Source organism: Paenibacillus turicensis, assembly GCF_050461185.1.
Taxonomy (GTDB): Bacteria; Bacillota; Bacilli; order Paenibacillales; family Paenibacillaceae; genus Fontibacillus; species Fontibacillus turicensis_A.
Window position 1 is genome coordinate 36,771 of record NZ_JBCMOR010000005.1, and the last position, 17,921, is coordinate 54,691.

At 36.9% G+C, this 17,921-nt stretch carries 14 protein-coding genes and 1 pseudogene; all 15 read left to right on the top strand.

Features of this window, described 5'->3' with window-relative positions; all coding sequences use genetic code 11:
• The 15 genes and pseudogenes from ABE099_RS02270 to ABE099_RS02340 all read left to right on the top strand — a co-directional run bounded on the left by ABE099_RS02270 (nt 1) and on the right by ABE099_RS02340 (nt 17,872).
• A complete protein-coding gene (locus tag ABE099_RS02270; protein WP_430026961.1) occupies nt 1–285 on the top strand; it encodes a WXG100 family type VII secretion target in 285 nt (94 codons plus the stop codon).
• 71 nt (nt 286–356) lie between these two features.
• Entirely contained in the window at nt 357–698 is a 342-nt protein-coding gene (locus ABE099_RS02275; protein WP_430026963.1) for a WXG100 family type VII secretion target, read from the top strand.
• Between the two features lie 68 nt (nt 699–766).
• The gene (locus ABE099_RS02280; RefSeq protein WP_430026967.1) at nt 767–5,881 is read left to right on the top strand and encodes an RHS repeat-associated core domain-containing protein; all 5,115 of its coding nucleotides are present in this window, start codon (nt 767–769) and stop codon (nt 5,879–5,881) included.
• Nucleotides 5,882–5,892: 11 nt separating this feature from the next.
• Nucleotides 5,893–6,144 (top strand): hypothetical protein, encoded by a 252-nt coding sequence (locus ABE099_RS02285; RefSeq protein ID WP_430026969.1) that lies wholly within the window; start codon nt 5,893–5,895, stop codon nt 6,142–6,144.
• 163 nt (nt 6,145–6,307) lie between these two features.
• Nucleotides 6,308–6,612 (top strand): annotated as a pseudogene (locus tag ABE099_RS02290) (polymorphic toxin type 50 domain-containing protein); the annotation flags it as partial.
• A 330-nt stretch (nt 6,613–6,942) separates the two neighbouring features.
• The gene (locus tag ABE099_RS02295; RefSeq protein ID WP_430026971.1) at nt 6,943–7,527 is read left to right on the top strand and encodes an RHS repeat-associated core domain-containing protein; all 585 of its coding nucleotides are present in this window, start codon (nt 6,943–6,945) and stop codon (nt 7,525–7,527) included.
• Between the two features lie 34 nt (nt 7,528–7,561).
• A complete protein-coding gene (locus ABE099_RS02300) occupies nt 7,562–8,092 on the top strand; it encodes a hypothetical protein (protein WP_430026973.1) in 531 nt (176 codons plus the stop codon).
• 386 nt (nt 8,093–8,478) lie between these two features.
• Nucleotides 8,479–8,874, top strand: coding sequence for an SMI1/KNR4 family protein (locus ABE099_RS02305; RefSeq protein ID WP_430026975.1), 396 nt, complete (start codon nt 8,479–8,481; stop codon nt 8,872–8,874).
• A gap of 233 nt (nt 8,875–9,107) precedes the next feature.
• Nucleotides 9,108–9,509 carry a hypothetical protein gene (locus tag ABE099_RS02310; RefSeq protein ID WP_430026977.1) on the top strand — a complete coding sequence of 134 codons (402 nt, stop codon included), beginning with the start codon at nt 9,108–9,110 and terminating at the stop codon, nt 9,507–9,509.
• 89 nt (nt 9,510–9,598) lie between these two features.
• Nucleotides 9,599–10,312, top strand: coding sequence for a response regulator transcription factor (locus ABE099_RS02315; RefSeq protein ID WP_430026979.1), 714 nt, complete (start codon nt 9,599–9,601; stop codon nt 10,310–10,312).
• 21 nt (nt 10,313–10,333) lie between these two features.
• Nucleotides 10,334–11,767, top strand: coding sequence for a sensor histidine kinase (locus ABE099_RS02320; protein ID WP_430026981.1), 1,434 nt, complete (start codon nt 10,334–10,336; stop codon nt 11,765–11,767).
• Nucleotides 11,768–11,862: 95 nt separating this feature from the next.
• On the top strand, nt 11,863–12,621 hold the full coding sequence (locus ABE099_RS02325) for an ABC transporter ATP-binding protein (protein WP_430026983.1): 759 nt from the start codon (nt 11,863–11,865) through the stop codon (nt 12,619–12,621).
• 6 nt (nt 12,622–12,627) lie between these two features.
• Nucleotides 12,628–15,054 carry an FtsX-like permease family protein gene (locus ABE099_RS02330; protein ID WP_430026985.1) on the top strand — a complete coding sequence of 809 codons (2,427 nt, stop codon included), beginning with the start codon at nt 12,628–12,630 and terminating at the stop codon, nt 15,052–15,054.
• A gap of 463 nt (nt 15,055–15,517) precedes the next feature.
• Nucleotides 15,518–16,591, top strand: coding sequence for a diguanylate cyclase domain-containing protein (locus tag ABE099_RS02335; RefSeq protein WP_430026987.1), 1,074 nt, complete (start codon nt 15,518–15,520; stop codon nt 16,589–16,591).
• Between the two features lie 12 nt (nt 16,592–16,603).
• A complete protein-coding gene (locus tag ABE099_RS02340) occupies nt 16,604–17,872 on the top strand; it encodes a hypothetical protein (protein WP_430026989.1) in 1,269 nt (422 codons plus the stop codon).
• The last annotated feature ends 49 nt before the right edge of the window (nt 17,873–17,921 follow it).

Below are 17,921 nucleotides of genomic sequence, written 5' to 3' on the forward strand. Positions count from 1 at the left end.
ATGAGTAAAAGAATAAAAATTGACCCAGCTCATTTGAATGAAATTGGAAAAAGATTTATAGCTTGCAGTGAGGAAAACATCGCGATGGCTAATGAATTAAAGGGACTTATTGATGGACTTGATGGGCAATGGGAAGGGAACACAAAGGAGCGTTTCCATCGAGCCTATCAAGATGCGGATCAGCAATTAGCAGGTGTATCAGCAATTTTAAAACAGGTTGGGGAAGAGCTTAATGCGATTGCTGAACGATTTAGAGTCGTGGATGAAACCACATATTCGGGATAATAGTCTTAAATATCGTAGCTTAAGAATAAGAGGATATAGAGTATTGTTGATCGAGGTAGGGAGTGAACATAATGCCAATTCAAGCAGATGTAGGTCAATTGGAAAGATTAGCAAGAAAGGTGCGCAATTACAGTCAAACCGTAGCTAGGGAAACTAGAAAAATAAACGATAATATAGCGGCAATTGTATGGAAAGGGAAGGCACATGATCGATTTCAAACAGAATTCAGACCTACCCAGCAAAAAATGACGCAGGCGGCACGTGATCTAGATGAGTTTGCAGCCCGTTTAGAACGAATTGCAGAGGCGTTCCGTCAGGCAGATATGGCAGAGGATCGCCGGAGAGAAGCAGAGGCACGGGCAAGACGAGAACAAGAAATAGCGGTAAGAGCAGCATCACGTAGCCGAAAATGATTAGAAAGCCGTAGAGCATTGCCCTATAAGAGCAGATGTAACCACAGCAGATGGGGAGGAGTCCCACAATGAAAATTGAAGTGGATATCTCCGATGTCAAACAACTAGGAAAACAGCTCAGAAGGTCGGAGAATGAAATTGAACATATATTATCTCAACTAAATCGTGAGATGGGTCAACTTAGCTTGCGCAGTCAAGGGCGAGCAGAGGTGGATCAGTCATATAACCTAATCAAGCGTAGCTTACAGGAAATAGAGCAAAGTCTTGGAATATACGGAGTTGCGCTTGACAAAAAGGCTGACGATTTTAAAGAAGCAGATGGAAAAGCACCACCACGCGATTGGAGCAAGGTTTGGGCGGTTATAAAGATGGCTACAAGCGTTGCTTTAGACTTTATTCCTATCATTGGTAATGTGAAGGGTTTCATTGAAGCCTTGGTGGGACGGGATTTGATTACTGGTGCGGAGTTAAATTGGTATGAACGTGTCTTGTCCGCGTTAGGACCCATTGGTAAAGGTGCAAATAAAGGTGCAAAACTACTTAAATTCACAGATGAAGCAGTTAATGGGGTTTCAAAGTTTGTTAAGACAACTAATACTGTTGTTCGTGTTACCGATAATAGTAAATCGGTTGTTGAAGGCTTTATTGGTCGAGATTTAATAACAGGTGATGAATTGACACCTGCTCAGCGAGCCATGTCCTTTTTACAGGGTGGGAAAGTGTTAAGTGAAGGGAAGCAGAGAAATGCTTTAGGTTTTGCAAGTGAATCAGCAGACGCTAACAGACGCTTTAAGCATGCAGATGATGTGAGTGGAGCTTTTACTGAAGGCAGTCATAAAAAAGGAAATATAGCTGATGCGGGTGAGGCTATTGCAGATCGAAAGCATCATACTGATGAAGCTTTGTTAAGCGCAATGCCTGGGGCTGCAGCGGCAGCTGCAATGAGTCAGGGTAATCGGAAAAAGGGTGACCTGAACACGCCTAATCAGACCAATACGGGTAAGGAGAGAACTACAACTGAGACTCCATCTGGAGATGGGAATAATGCATCATCTACGCTAAGCAATCCAGAACAGAAATCTAAAAAAATGAAGGAGAATAACGTTAAGAAGGAGATCAAAAAGGCGGACCCTATTCATACTGGAACAGGTCATCAATTTATGACACATCCTGCCTTAAAGTTATATGGTGCTGCAACTTGGTCATGGGAGTTAAGCTATAATTCTGGTCTGCTCCAAAAAAGCGAGTTAGGTTTAGCATGGAGTCATAACTATGGAATGAGGTTAGAATTCAGTAGTCAGAATGATCAAAGTAATACACAGGCCGATGCAGGAACTGGTGCAGGTGCACATACAGATGCAGATGATAGTGTTAAACAAAATGAACAAATTAAAGAAATTACTGTTTTTTGGAATGCAGGAAGACGTAATACGTTCCAGTTACATGGGGATGGAAATTACTATAGTAAGGATACGGATGTGCTCCAAGATAAGCTGTGTCCTATCTCAAATGGATACGAGCTTGTTGAATATGATCGTCGTGAGCGTTACTTTTTTAATAAAAATGGAATATTAGAGCGACATGTGAATCGGGAAGGACTAGCTTTAATTGTTACTCATAATGAGCAAAATCAATTGATTTGCTTACAAGATGAGCTTAGCAAACGACAACTTCATTTTACATATGATCATAATGGCTTGTTGTTTGAAGTCAGTGACGGCTATCGGAGTGTGAACTTTACTTATGATTCAGCGGGCTGGTTGGCAAAATATCAAGATGCTGAAAACTATATTACCCTTTTTAATTGCGATGAGCAGGGACGTATTTTAACTATTCATAATGAGGATTATCTTGAGTTAAGAAATGTGTATGATCCTGACAATCACCGTATTGTAGAACAATATGATGCCAAAGGGAATGCAACAAAGCTATCCTACGATTTTGATAGTCGCCCAGGTTATCTTATTACTACAATTACGAATCGTGTTGGCGAAGTAGTGCAAAATGTATTCGATGAAAACTATTTACTTCTTGAGGTCATTGGGAGTGAAGGGGTTACGGATCGTTTCACCTATAATGAGCATGGACAAGAGCTTACTCACGAAAATGCATTAGGTGAAATAAGCACTAATACTTATGATGAACGTGGTAATTTAATCTCAACTAAGGATGCCTTAGGCAACCAGACAAGCTACAAATATGACGATAAAGACCTATTAATAACCCAAGAGGATGCATTAGGTGGAATTACAGAATACAACTACGATGAGCAAGACCGTTTAATCGAGGTTAAACGTCCAGACGGTGCTTCTTGTCGTTGGGAATATGATCTGCAAGGTAAGCTGATCGCTTATCAAGATTATGCAGGCAATTTTAATAAATATGAATATAACGATGACGGTGTTATTAAAGTTATTGAGGATGCGGAAGGCCGTCGTACCTTTGCTTTGATAGATGAGGTTGGTCGAATTACTTGTGTTAAAGATTCTGTTGGTGGTTTTACTGAACGGACTTACAATGCAAACGATCAATTAGTGCAGGTTCAGGATGCTTTGGGGCGTTGTTGGCAGCATACGTATGATAAATATGGGCAGTTGGTAGCAATCACTAATCCGCTTGGCGCACGCACAGTATACACCTATACCCCTGCTGGTCAGATTAGCACTGTGACCCATCCTTTGGGTGGCGTAACTACATATCATTATGATGCAGAGGAACGATTGATTGCGGATATTGATCCAAATGGGGGAAAAACATCTCTACATTATAACGAGTTAGGCTATGTAACGAAGGTAGTTGATCCACTTGAAAGAACAATAAGCTATCATTACGATCCTACAGGACGATTAGAAGCAGTTAAGGATCACGAGGGACAGATTGTCCAGAAACTAACCTATAATGCCAATGGTCAGCCGATTGCGATTACGAATGCATTAGGTCATACAACACAAAAACGATTTAACGCATTATACCAACAAGTAGAGCAAATAGAAGCGGACGGAGTAAAAACGACCTATCACTATGATGCTGCCGCTCGTTTGCAGGAGGTTGTTCAGGGCTTATCACCTCAGTCTTTATTGGGTGTAGATGCAAAGGATACAATAGAGGCAGAAAGTGAGGATAAGAAGGAAGCAAGAGTTGTCCAGCATTATGATGCGGAAAATCGGGTTACAATGTATAGGGATGCCAATGGCAATGAAACCTACCTAAACTATGATCGTACTGGTAACTTATTAGAAGAAACAAATAGCTCAGGATTTTCGCACAAGTATACTTATGATGAACGAGGTTGGTTAACCTCTAAGGAAAATGCGCGTGGTCAGCAGCAGGACTATAACTATGATCTTGCGGGACAGCTTACTCATGTAGTAGATGAGGTTGGACAGGTAGAGCTTGAGTACGATGAAGCTGGTCGCTGGATTGTTGGAAAAGAATGCGAGCAGGAAATACGTCGTAGCTATGATTTAGCAGGCAGATTGGTTGAACAATGGGATGTATGGGGTAATCGGATTGGCTATCAATATGATAAAGCAGGCAACCTTACCGCATTAACTTATCCAGATGGAAAAGTAGTAGAGTATAGATATAATCTAGCAGGGGAATTAACTGAGGTTAAGGACTGGGCAGGACGATTAACTCGGTATCGCTACGATACCAGGGGTAGACTGATCGAAACTAAGCGTCCAAATGGAACGTGTGAGCAGCGTAGCTATGATTTACTTGGACAGCTGTTGCGTCAGCAGGATGCTAACGCCCAGGGGATTATGCTCCAAGATTTAAAATATGAGTATAACGAAGTTGGGCAAATTGTCCGAGAGCAAAATAAGCAATATACGTATGATCAGCTTCGCCGTTTGGTGAGTGGGGCAAATCAAGGAACAATTACGTACTATCGTTATGATCTTGGTGGGAATTTAACGAAGCAAGAGAAAAAGGGGAACCAAGAGCAACGAGAGAGTCAAGACCAACAAGAGAAACGTGGGCAACAGGAGAACCAAAGAGAACAGGAACAACAAGAGCAACGGGTGCAGCAAGTTGGACGGGTGCAATTTAATACAGAGAAAGCTCAGTCCTTTAGCTATAGTGCTGACAACCGCTTAAAATCAATAGGGATTTACCCTACAGAGTTAGATGCAGACGGTAACCTGCTGTACATCACAGATGGTGAAAAGATGGCAGCCTACACCTACGATGCTCGTAACCGCCTCATCAAAAGTGGACGAATGAAATACCGCTACAACTGGCGTAATGAACGTATTGAGACAGTCTGGAAAGGCAAAGTAACTCGGTATGTTGTGGATGATTCAAGCGAATTAAGCAAAGTGCTGATGGAGCAAGATGGTGAAGGTAAAGTTATCGCTTATTATGTATATGGTCTAGGTCTGATTGGACGAGAAGATGGTGCAACAGGACAATATCAGAGTTACCATAGTGACATACGTGGAAGCACCACCTTCCTGACGGATGAGCAAGGAAAAATAACTGATCGCTATAGTTATGGCTATTATGGTGAAGTGTTAGCGCATGAGGGAAGCACCCACCAACCATTTCAATACAATGGTCGAGACGGTGTCATGCATGATGCCAATGGTTTATACTATATGCGAGCAAGGTATTACCATCCAGAACTCAAACGCTTCTTAAACCGAGATGTGCTAAAGGGAGACATGTTGGAAGGACAGACACTTAACCGCTATGCTTATGTCAATGGCGATCCAGTGTCGTATGTGGATCCGTTGGGGCTGGAGAAGCAGATGGTTAAGAGTAATAGTGTGGGGTCTGGGGGGATTCAGACTGGAGGTCGCAGTAACCTCTCAGTAAATGAATACTTCCGTCAAGAGGCTGAAGCATCAAAAATGTATGATAGAATAAGAGTATCAACCTTAGATGTTCAGAGGATTTCAAAGAATACAGGAATTACAGAAGCCCGAATACAAAGAATCAAAGATCATGTATTTAATAATGAGCATATCAAATCAAGTGGTAATGGAAGATTTGATCCTGATTATGAAATTGCACAAGCATGGACTAGATTGCAACAAGGAAATTACAATACGAAAGATATTGATTTATTGAATCATGAATTGTTTGAATCAAAGTTTGAAGGTATATTTAAGACAAATTATGAAACGGCTCACGATGCTGCTGTCAGGTCGGGTCGTCCGTGGGAGATAGAAGATTAGGGGGATTATAAATGGGAGCTTTTGTATTACTCTTGAAAGACTATGAAGATGAATCAGTTGTGATTTATAGATTTGGTCCCAAAAAAGAAATAATGGGAAAGATTCAATTAAACAAAGAAACTAGAATGTTTGCTGAACTAGAACCGATTAACAATCCAAATCATTCAAATAAATTTTACTTTGATAGAGCGGCTCAAAGAATGGCGAGATGTTTAGTTAAAGAGGGCGGTGTATTTCCTGAAAAAATGACTTTTGAATCCTAAGGAATATCAACTTAATTCGCATCGTTTCTTTTAAGGTTTCTTATCTTAGAAGTGAGGTGACGAATTAACTCATTATTTAACCAACAGTAAGTTATAATCAATGTAATACTGGTAAGAAGTTTTAATCTATACATTATTAATGGTTAAATTTATAGACTCAAACCCAGTTAAAGTAAAAGCAGGTGCTCAAGAAAAACACATTCTAAATACTCCGAATTATAATCAGGAATTAGCAAATGGAGAAAATAAGAGTATTCTCTATGGGGATAATAAAACAGCCTAGGGATTACTTGATGATTTTGCAGGAAAGGAAGAATCCTAGGAAACGGTAATAAAGAAAGAGTAGATTTTGGTCAACCAATTGGAAAATACCGTGATCGTGATGCTGGTAGATATATTGAAACTAATAGAGGATTGATTCATTACGGAAAAGACGGAGCACATAATGTGTCATCAGAACCATTATAGTATTAAAAAGGATGATATGCATGGAATAAGATTCCTTAATATTAGTGTTGAAAAAGAATAAAGATGATAGTTTATATAAATTGTTAACGGAAAAAAAGGGTAAATTAACTGAGGTTTCTTTATATGTTGATCCACCAAGTGCAATTTATTTAACTAATGGACAATGTGTTTGGAAAGACACAGATTAAAAAAAAGTATATATAGTATCAAATAACTACACCACAACTATTAGGTTTAACTAACAATGGGGTGTAGTTATTTTTATGGCGAAGTATTAGCGCATGAAGGAGTACCCACCAACCATTTCAATACAATGGCCGAGATGGTGTCATGCATGATGCTAATGGTTTATACTATATGCGAGCAAGGTATTACCATCCAGAACTCAAACGCTTCTTAAACCGAGATGTGCTAAAGGGAGACATTTGGGAAGGGCAGACACTTAACCGCTATGCTTATGTCAATGGCGATCCAGTGTCGTATGTGGATCCGTTGGGGCTGGAGAAGCAGATGGTTAAGAGTAACAGTGTGGGGTCTGGTAATGCAGGATGGTTATCAGGAAATAACGGAGAGGTAAATTGGAAAAGTAAACCTAACTTTGGTCATACTTTTGATACACATGGCATGGGGAAAAAGAATCTAGAATCATTAAAAGGACGAGCAAGAACAGTAAATGAATTAGGGAATATGACAGAACAAGGACAATGGCTTAATAATGAAATAGTTGCTGATTTTTTAAATTCACATGGTAAAATTGATAAGCCAACTATAGTAAATATTCCACAGGGATTGGGTCAAATAATAAAGCCATCGTGGGATATAATACCAGCAGAAAGAGCCGTTATTATTCCTAATTCAAAAACAGGTAAAATAAAAACTGCATACCCTGTAAGCGATACATTTGTTTTAAAATGAAATCTACAATTGTTAGATAACAGGAGATATAATAATGTTTACAATGTATTTAAAGAGTAAAAAAGAAATTAAAAATATGATAATTGAGCAGCCGAATTATGATTATGAGCTGGATAACGAATCGAGTGTATTATTTGATATCTGTAAATATCTTCATCAAACTAGGAGTATTGAATTTATTGTTGAAGGTTTCGGAAGCGAAAGATGGCCTGTAGACTGTGAATTTGATCTACCATCAGTTATTGAAGAATTGCCAAAAATTATTCAAAATTTTAATAACAACCAATACAATTGTATCTTAGGTTTTTATGAGCAAGGTGTAATGAGGGAAATAATTATAAGCGATAAAGGTGATGGAAATTTACTATTAGAGTGTAAAAGTTTAATACCAGGTTTTTTACCCAAACCATCATGTATAATCATGGATAAGTCAACTGTAAAAAAAATGTTTGAACAAATATTAAGAACTTTTATTAATTATAGTAGATTAGTATGCCCAAATTTATTAAATGAACAGCTATTTATTGATTGGATAACTAAGTTTAATATCTCTTATCTACTATAGTAGACAAAATGCTAAAACACAGATCAATTATGGTTAGGTACCACCATAATTGATCTATTTTTATGATTATATTCATTTTTTCTCTTAGTTTCTAAATCAATACTGTTTATAGAAGATTTTCCTTTATTAAGTTTTGATTCCAAAAAAATAATGAATATTTATATTCAGAGGTTGGCTCAAACGCTTCTAAAACTGAACACAATACTATTCCCTAATCAAGTGGAATATAATTTAAAACAAAATATGATTAAATATGTTAAAGAATGTGATTTAATATTAGTATCAGAGATACTCCTATGGGTAGCCATCATATTTTTATTAATTTAGACGACGTTACTGAAAAACAATGGAATCCCCAAACTTCCTTAATATAAAGGTGATTAAGCATGAATAATATAAAGTCAATTGAAACCGAACTAAGTATCATTCTCCCTGAAAGCCTGAAATCTTTCCTTATGACCAATCCTTTAAAAGATACAAGATGTAGATTAGTTTTGAAAGATGAAATTATTATGATTAATAAATTTTTAGGTCATGAGGGCGAAGAGAACATATCTTCTGAAAAAAGACTTCATGGTGATTTATTAGACTACGATACTATACCTATAGCAGTAACAGAATATGACGATCTTATTTGTTTGTACTATGAATCTGATGATAAAGAGCCTAAAATAGTATACTTTTCATATGAATTAGCTTTAGAGGATATAAATGAATCTTTATTTGATATAGCTATCAATTTTGAGGATTTTTGTAAAATGTTGGTCCCTTATGGAGGCTAAATACTGGTATTAATCTTTGTCTCAGTCTACATCTACGTTGCAAGCGAACTAAACAAAGTGCTGCCGTAGTAAGATGTTGAAGGTAAAGTCAAGCGGGTCTATGTCTAATTGGAAAACCTTATGTAGCTAGAGTGATATTTAAAGCTGATTAAGGGCTTAGGATTAAGAATGGCTTTCCATCCAGCAGTTTTCATCCATCTGGTGTAGGGAAATAATAAAAAGGAGAACAATCCATGGAGAATGTATCCCCAAAGTATGTTACTAAAAGTGCTATTGAAGGTCTAGTGCAAAAAATCAAATTACCTCCTCCTGATGAATTTTCACAAGATTGGGAATATGAAGTGTCTGATCCTTCAAGAATTAATGAGTTTTTATATGCTTATAAACATATTGAATTAAACCATGATGAGAAATTTGCTTTGATGATTATTATTATTTCATCACTAAATGATGCAATAGTAGAAGGAAAGACAGAAGACAAATGGAATAGCTCGATCCAATCTCTTCTTCTCCAGGATCTTGATATACATAAAAATACTATATATTATTGGGCAATGTTGGACGAGGAAGATATAGAGAATTGTTATGCTGTGACATCATTTATGAGAGAGGTAACACATAAAATCCGATATTAAGATTCCCAGAGGAGTACAGCCATTTATGAAGAATATATAAAAGAATTAAAATCTCAATTAACAAAAACCCAATCTCAGGAGAATAAGAAATGAATCAACTTAAGAAAATTCTTATTATTGAAGATGAACAAGATATTGCCCGAATTATTAGAGATTATGTTAATAAAAACGGATATGACGCAACCATAACTACAAATGGAAAAGAAGCTTTGGGTTTGATTAATTTGCTACAACCAGATTTTATTATTCTTGATATTATGCTCCCTGATGTTGATGGTATTGATTTATGTCGCCAAATTAGAGAGAACAATAATGTCCCTATTCTTATTTTAAGTGCTCGCGGTAGCGATACAGACAAAGTACTTGGACTTGGATTTGGTGCCGATGACTATATGACGAAGCCATTTTCATTAAGTGAATTGTTAGCAAGAATTAAATCCAATTTGCGTAGAGTTGAAAGCATGATAGGTCCAAAGTCAAAACAAAATGAACATGAAGACATTGTAAACTTTGGAGACTTGTCTATCGATAAAAAGGGATATAAGGTAACGAAGAATGGTATTGAAATCTCGCTATCTGCAAAAGAACTAGAGCTGCTATTTTTTCTATCCAAACATAGTAATCAAGTGTTTTCTAAAAGTCAGCTTTTGGATGCGGTATGGGGCTACACTACATATGGTGATGAAAGCACGATAACTGTTTATGTTCGAAGAATACGAGAAAAGTTAGAGGTTGATCCATCCAATCCTAGGTATATTAAAACAGTCTGGGGTATTGGTTATAAATTCAGCTTCGATGAATAACACGAAGGATTGGAGCACTCTATGTATTTAAATGATTGGTTAAGAAAATGGTATATTGTCACTTTTATTTGTCTATTCATCATGATTGGATGTGGGGCAGGCTTACTGTGGGAAAACTATAGAAGTGAAAGCGAGTTTAGCTCTCAACCTGTAGTTAATAAGGTAAGAATCCAAGTGAGTGAGATTATGCTTTTTCTGGAAAAATTTAATCACGAGATTGATACAGATCCTAAAATACAAGAAATCCTTCAAGCCATGTCTCAAGATTACCAAGTAAGTTTAGTTTATGCGGCACTGGATGGCCGAATTATATTCAATTCCTCACCCAACAACTCCACCCATCAAATCGATTTAAAGTCGTCAGTTCATTATGATTTATATCATGCAAAAATTAATAAGGATACGTATAGCATCGCTTTTCCTGTGGTAGATGAGGCATCTCAAAATCAAGTTGGAAATGCTATTTTTGTGTTGCCTACAAGTCGTGTCTTTGTTGAGAAATCCCACGCTACAGCTCTTTTTTTATTTATAATGATGACTTCAGTATTGTTCATTCTTTGTGGACTCCTGTTTCTTCTTAGAAAAAAATTTAAAAGGGATATTATTCAGCCCATTCGTCATTTAAAAGATTACTCCGAAGCTATAATTAAAGGGAACTACGAGCAAAAAATCACATCTCATTCTATGGATGAAATTGGTGAGGTTTATGCGATGTTTGATCAAATGAGAATGGAAATTTTGCATCATAGTGTTCAAAGAGATGAACAGCAGCAAGCGCAGAAGGAACTAATTTCGAATATCTCCCATGAAATAAAGACACCACTAACTACGCTGAACGCATACATTGAAGCCCTACGTGAAGGGGTTTGCTCAGATATGTCAGAGGTTATGGAATATGTTGAGGTTATGCATACGAATACAGATAAAATGACGAGATTGACAGAGGATCTACTCTTGCACGCCTTAAAAGAATTAGGGCAAATTTCAGTGACCCTTACGGAGCAGTATAGTCGAGAGCTTATGCATAAGATTTTACAGCCGATTGGCCATTATGTTGGTACGTTAGGCGTTTCTTTCGTGGGGCCATCAGACATTCCCGATGTGTTAATCCTTGCGGATGCTAATCGATTGGAGCAGGTGATTTCTAATCTCGTTACAAATGCGTTGAAACATACATCAGTGGGGGATTTTATACGTGTTGATATAGTGGTAGAACAGGGGCATCTGAAAATAATGATAGAGGATACAGGTAAAGGTATGCTGCCTCAAGATATGCCTTTCGTTTTTGATCGTTATTTTAAAGGGAAATTGAATAATAATGATACACGAAATGAAGGATCTGGACTAGGCCTCTCCATTTGTAAACATATTGTTGAAGCACACCATGGTACCATTTCTTTCAAAAGTATTCAAGGCAAAGGCACGGTATTTCATTTTACGATCCCGTTATGCTAGTTATCGCTGTAATACTTTATTAATATTTAAATCATTTTTTATACATAAGTGCCCTTTACAATGAGAATACGACTTAATTTCAGGAGGGTTCACATTTGTTAAAGAAAGTCATTATCCAAGCCAAAAACCTTTGCAAAACTTATTCCACTGGAAGTGAACAATTTCATGCCATCAGAAATCTAGATTTAGAGATTTATGAAGGGGACTTTACCGTTATTATGGGGAATTCAGGGTCCGGTAAGTCCACATTGTTATATATGTTAAGTGGACTTGATTCTGTAACGGTTGGAGAAGTTTATTTTAATGGACAACGTATTGATAGCTACAAAGAGAAGCAACTAGCAGAATTTAGGACCAATAGAATCGGATATGTTTATCAAAGTATTAATCTTGTACCTGATCTCACTTTGTTTGAAAATATCGCATTGCCAGGATATATTGCGGGACAGCCCAAAAATGAAGTGAAGCTTAATGCGCTTTCCTTAATGAAAGCTATGGAAATAGAGAGCCAGCAGGATCGTTTACCCTCTCAAACTTCTGGTGGGCAACAACAAAGAGCGGCAATTGCCAGAGCGTTAATCAATTCTCCTGATGTTATTTTTGCTGATGAGCCGACAGGCAGCTTGAATTATGATCAAGGCGTTGCTGTACTAGATATTTTAACGGATATGAATCGTAAGGGCCAATCTGTAGTTATGGTAACCCATGACATTAAAGCGGCTTGCCGAGCTGATCGTCTGATTTTAATAAAAGATGGAAAAATAGCGGATGTGCTAGAGTTTGATAAATTTAATAGAACTGATGTTCAAGATAGAGAAGCAATCATATTTTCTTACGTTTCAGGAAAGGAGTAGATGCTAATGTATGCAGTTTACTCTCTTTGCTTAGCGAATTTAAGAAGAAAGAAGATACATAATGGATTGATTGGCTTACTCATCTTCTTATCGACACTACTCCTTGCTACATCAGTAACGGTTATATTAAATACAAATAATTTATTTACTGATATGCACAATAAAACACATGGCTCTCATGAAATGTTGACTTTAGGAGGAGAGCTACACGATCCGCAAAAGGTAAAAAGTTGGTGGAATGAACAACGAGGGGTTACATCAACACAATTAATCCCTTTTAGAACTTTATCAGGAGTGACGGTTCAGGGGAATAATGTATCATCAGAAAGACTTTCAAGCTTAACTATATATATGATGAATACGCCTAATCGTCCTTATGTTGTGGATGAGCTTTTATTTGCACAAGGACAAGAAAGTTTGAAGCCAGAAAGAGGTAAGGTGTGGCTTCCCACATCTATTGCCTATTTATATGATATTTCAGTAGAAGATACACTTGGGTTTACATTAGGTGAGAAACAAATTGAATTGGAAGTATCTGCTGTTGTTGTGGATATGCCCTTCGGAGCTCCCTTTCCCACATCTGTACGTATATGGATGAATCAGCAGGATTATATTGAACAATTTCATAACACACAGAGCAAAGATGAGTATATGTTAGGTCTTAGATTTGACGATTATACTGTTAGTTCAAGCTATTGGGAACGATTTGAGCAAGACATGGGTATTCCTTACCTTGAGTCAAAAATGAATTTTGAAAGCATGTCTTCTTTTTATCTAATTATGAACAAAGTGATTGGATTTATTATGATTTTTCTAGGCATTGTGATGATGCTTGTAGCTTTATTTACGATTGGATTTACAATTTCAGATGATATCTTGTCTAACTATAAAAAGATTGGTGTGATCAAAGCATTAGGGTTATCTTCTAAGAGATTAATGGGGGTCTATTTAGTACAATATGCATGGATCGCCATCATCGCGATTATACCTGGAATAGTGGTAAGTCATTGGTTATCTAGATTTATCGTAGAAAGTGCACTTTCATCGCTGAAGACGGGAGCTATGGGGAATACTCTACAAGGGAACCTTATAGCAGTAGCAGTCGGGAGCGTTGTTCTTATCCTCGTCTTATTGTGTGTGCTGTTTTATTCGAATAAGGCTCGGCTGGTACAGCCTATGCAAGCTATTCGATATGGTATGTCCGAAAGTGACAATAGCATTTTAGCAAAGCGGTTAGCTGGAAAAGCAAACAAAATAATTTCTTTCGAAAGGACTCCGCTCACAATTGTTATTGGGCTAAGAAATATATTGAAGAATAGAAAAGCATCGATTCTCATGATATTTCTAGCTACCATTGTGTCAGCTGTGCTGGTGTTAGGATTTGTTTTATTGCATAGTATTAGTGCTATAAAGCAGACATCTCCATTATGGGGATATGACTCATCCGATATTTCACTACAAATTACTGACAAGGAAGCCTTCTCTCGAACTGAGTTTGATCAAATGGTATTGTCTGATCCTAGAATAAAAAATATAGGCTGGGCTGGGTATGTAAATGGTGTTGTTGCTCCAGAAAGGAATTTGAGCTCTGAAAATTCAACTGGCCAAACCATGAATTTTCAGATAGATATTTTGGATGGAAATTATGAAGAGATTGGATTTACCACAATAAGAGGGAGGAATCCCCATAATAAAAATGAAATTGCCATAGGATTCAATGTAGCTAAACAATTAAACAAAGAGGTAGGAGATGTTGTAGAAGTCTATATCGAGGGATACAAGCAAACACTAACGGTTACTGGAATTTATCAGTCTATAGCAAATATGTCATATTCAGCAAGAGTTGCAGTGGATGTAATCCAAGTCATTCACCCTGATTATAATCGATTTATTGCAGCTTTTATTAATTTACAAAATCATCAAGACATTGACCAGGTTGTAAATGAAATCAATGAGAAATATAAGGATTCAGCATCAGCAGTTACGCAGCAAACGTTATTAGAAGCAGTATATAAACAAGCGTTTGCATTATTAATCCTGCCAATGAGTATTATGGGACTGCTATTTACTGGAGTTACGATTATTATTGTGTTCAGTATTAGTCGGATTAACATCAGGAAAGAGAGTAAAACCTATGGCATATACAAATCTTTAGGACTAACTTCAACTAAAATTCGATTGTCAGTCACTTTAGGGATCGTAAGCCTTTCATCTATCGGGGCGGTTATAGGGATTATTGTAGGCGTTTATTTGCTACCCATTATTCTCGGAAGTATACTCTATGATTATGGTATTGCCGAAATTCCTTTAATACTCAATTGGGGAGGTATTATTGCTTTTGCTAGTGTGACTTTGATTTCGGCAGGGCTTGGCTCTTGGGCTTCCTCAAGAGTGGTAGCGAAAGCTTCCCCACAGATTTTGGTGATAGAGTAATAGTTATATATATAAAACAAGTCGGAGGCGCGAATAGTTATGCGTCCCGACTTGTTTTTAGTTGTATTCTCCTATAAATAGGATTACAAATATATACAAAATAATAGTAATATCTTAGTATTTTATGAAAGTTCTTAGAAATTACAAAAAATTATACCTCCATCTACATAATTCGACAAAATCCGCAGAGAATTAGTGTTATAATTTTCCTACTTATATGATTCTTAGGTCTTATCCCGATTTTCTGAGAGTTCATAACTTAAATCAACTTACTTAAATAGGTCAAAAGGGTTACATACACATCTAAATTGAACAGTCATCTTAGATTCGACATCACTGATTTCGCATAAAATTAACGCAGGAATAGTGAGCGACACTTGCTATCCCTGCCTTTTTAAGTTGTTTTTTAAAATGTATTACAGTATTACACATAATTTAATTCTAATAGAAGGTGGAAAAGATCATGATGGATGTAACGTGGTTGCTTTATGGTGCCACATTAGTAGTTGTTCTAGTGTTATTAGGTATGTGTGGAATGATGTACATGCGGTGGAAAACACAACTGTATAGTGGTTTATTTGCAGGAGTAAGCTTAGCGACATTAGCTGTGCTCGGTCAAGTCCTCATTCCAGATAAATTTAGTTCATTTTATTTGTTTTTCTTATCGCTAAATACATGTGGCTTTATAGTCATCCAAATTGCATTATTCCGTTTGTTACATACAAAAAGAAATGATAAGTTATACGTTTATTTGGCTGGAACGGGATGCACGTTAGTTGTGGCAGCAGTTTCCTTGTTTCTACCTCCATCGATGCCTGCTTTGCTATTGCTGTTTATTGTAAGTGGAGTGACTTTATATTCAAAATTCAAGCTGCTTGCTGATGAAGGCTTATCACATAAACATTCACTATCACTAGTATTCTACATAATTAGTTTGGGTGCTTATACAGCAGCTACGATGGTAAATTTAAACTTATTGTTAATGCTGAGTCTATTGTTTATGGTAATGGCATTTTATATGATCTGCATGCAACTTTTTGAGAGAGTCATTCATATTATGCAGGCGGCAGCTTATACTTCAACGCGTGATGATGTAACGGGATTATACACACGCAAACATTTTTTTCAGCAGTCACAGCAGCTTTTGCAACGTGGACATGCCTATGGCGTCATTTATCTTTTAATTGACTTTTCACAAGAAAAAAATGCAGGTATGCCTGTAGATGATCGATTCGGGGTAATTGGACCGGTTGTGCTTAAATATTGTGATCGCTATGGTATAGCCTGTCGTTATGAGCAGGAGGGAGTTGCTTTATTAGTAACCAAGGCTGCGATGGAGCTACCTAACTTATGTGATTCCTTGAAATTAAATATTGAAGCCGAAATTCATAATCAGATTGCAACTGGCTACATGGAAATTGAAAATGGAGCAACACTTGATGATCTTTTACAAAGAGCTAGAGAGGGTGCTATGAGAATGAAAGAAAATGGATTGGATAAAATTTTTGATATTGATCATAGTCGAATTTTAAATTGATGAGGTGTAGGCATGAACGCAATTATTGTTACTAACAGGTCGGTTCAAGAGGTACGTAAAGCGATCGGTAGTGCTGATATTAGCTATGAGAAGACAGGGAGATTTGAAGGTGGAGAGTTTCTTGAGCATTGCTTATCTGTCGCTAAAATCCATGTGGAGGCATTTATATTAGATTTGGATTGTGCGGAAACTGCATTTATTTTAGAAGGAATCCGCCAATATCGACTACTTCGCTATGATACACCTATTATTGTTATAGCCTTAGATCGACATAACGAAGATGGCTTTGTGCGCCAATTAGGAGAGCAAGGCATTAAAGTTATTAGTACAGAGCCAGGTACTTCAATTAAAGCGGTATCTAAAGCATTAACAACGCTATTGCCACAAAACACACAGCAAGGTCAGCCTTTACCTGAAAAGGAAAAAGATCCAGATGAAAGTAACATAGAAATGGATCGCATCCAAGATAAGATTTATCGCTATACTTCTAAAATTCAAGGTAATAGTCATAATGATTCAACAGACGCAATGAACTTGGAGTTGCCGGATCTTCCTTTCCAAGAAAAAATTTTAGTACAGGAGCGCATTATTGGCACGATTGTAGTGGCTGTAATGGGAGTCGAAACGAAGCTTGGCTGTACACATTTTAGTATTATGATTGCTAATTATTTAAACCGCAAAGGTTATACAGTTGCTTTAGTAGAGGCAAATGGCTCTAATGATTTCGCACAGGTTGAAAATGCTTATGAAGGGATCAAGGACTATAACAATCCTACAACCCAATTTAGCATAAATGGAGTTACTTATTATAAAAGTAATCATGACAAAGATATGAGTGCATTAATTGCTAAGGGGTATGATTACTTGATTTTAGATATCGGTGGCTGTGAAGAAAGCGATTGGAGCGAGGAGTTTTTTAGAGCAAATGCTCAGTTTATTTTAGGTGGAGGAAGTGAGTGGAGGCAAAATAAGATTAGAAGATTTCGAGAAAAATATCAAAAGCTTGATCAATCTAACTGGTTTTATTGTATCCCTTTTATTGGCAGTCAGAGTGTGAATGATATTCGTAAATTGTTGCCAGGTAATTTAGTGTTTTCGATTCCAGCCCATGCAGATCCTTATCGAACACAAGGTGATAGCGATTCAATGCTTTCCAAAATTATGAAGCCTTATTTAGGTATCAAAAAAAGGTCGCAACAAAATAAAGGTTGGATTTATGGAGTTATTGGTGGTTGCGTTATTGTAATTATTATTTTAACTATATTGCTAGTTTTAAAGTAATAAGAAACTAATTCAAAAGTAACAAGAAACTATTAGAATAAATTTCTTT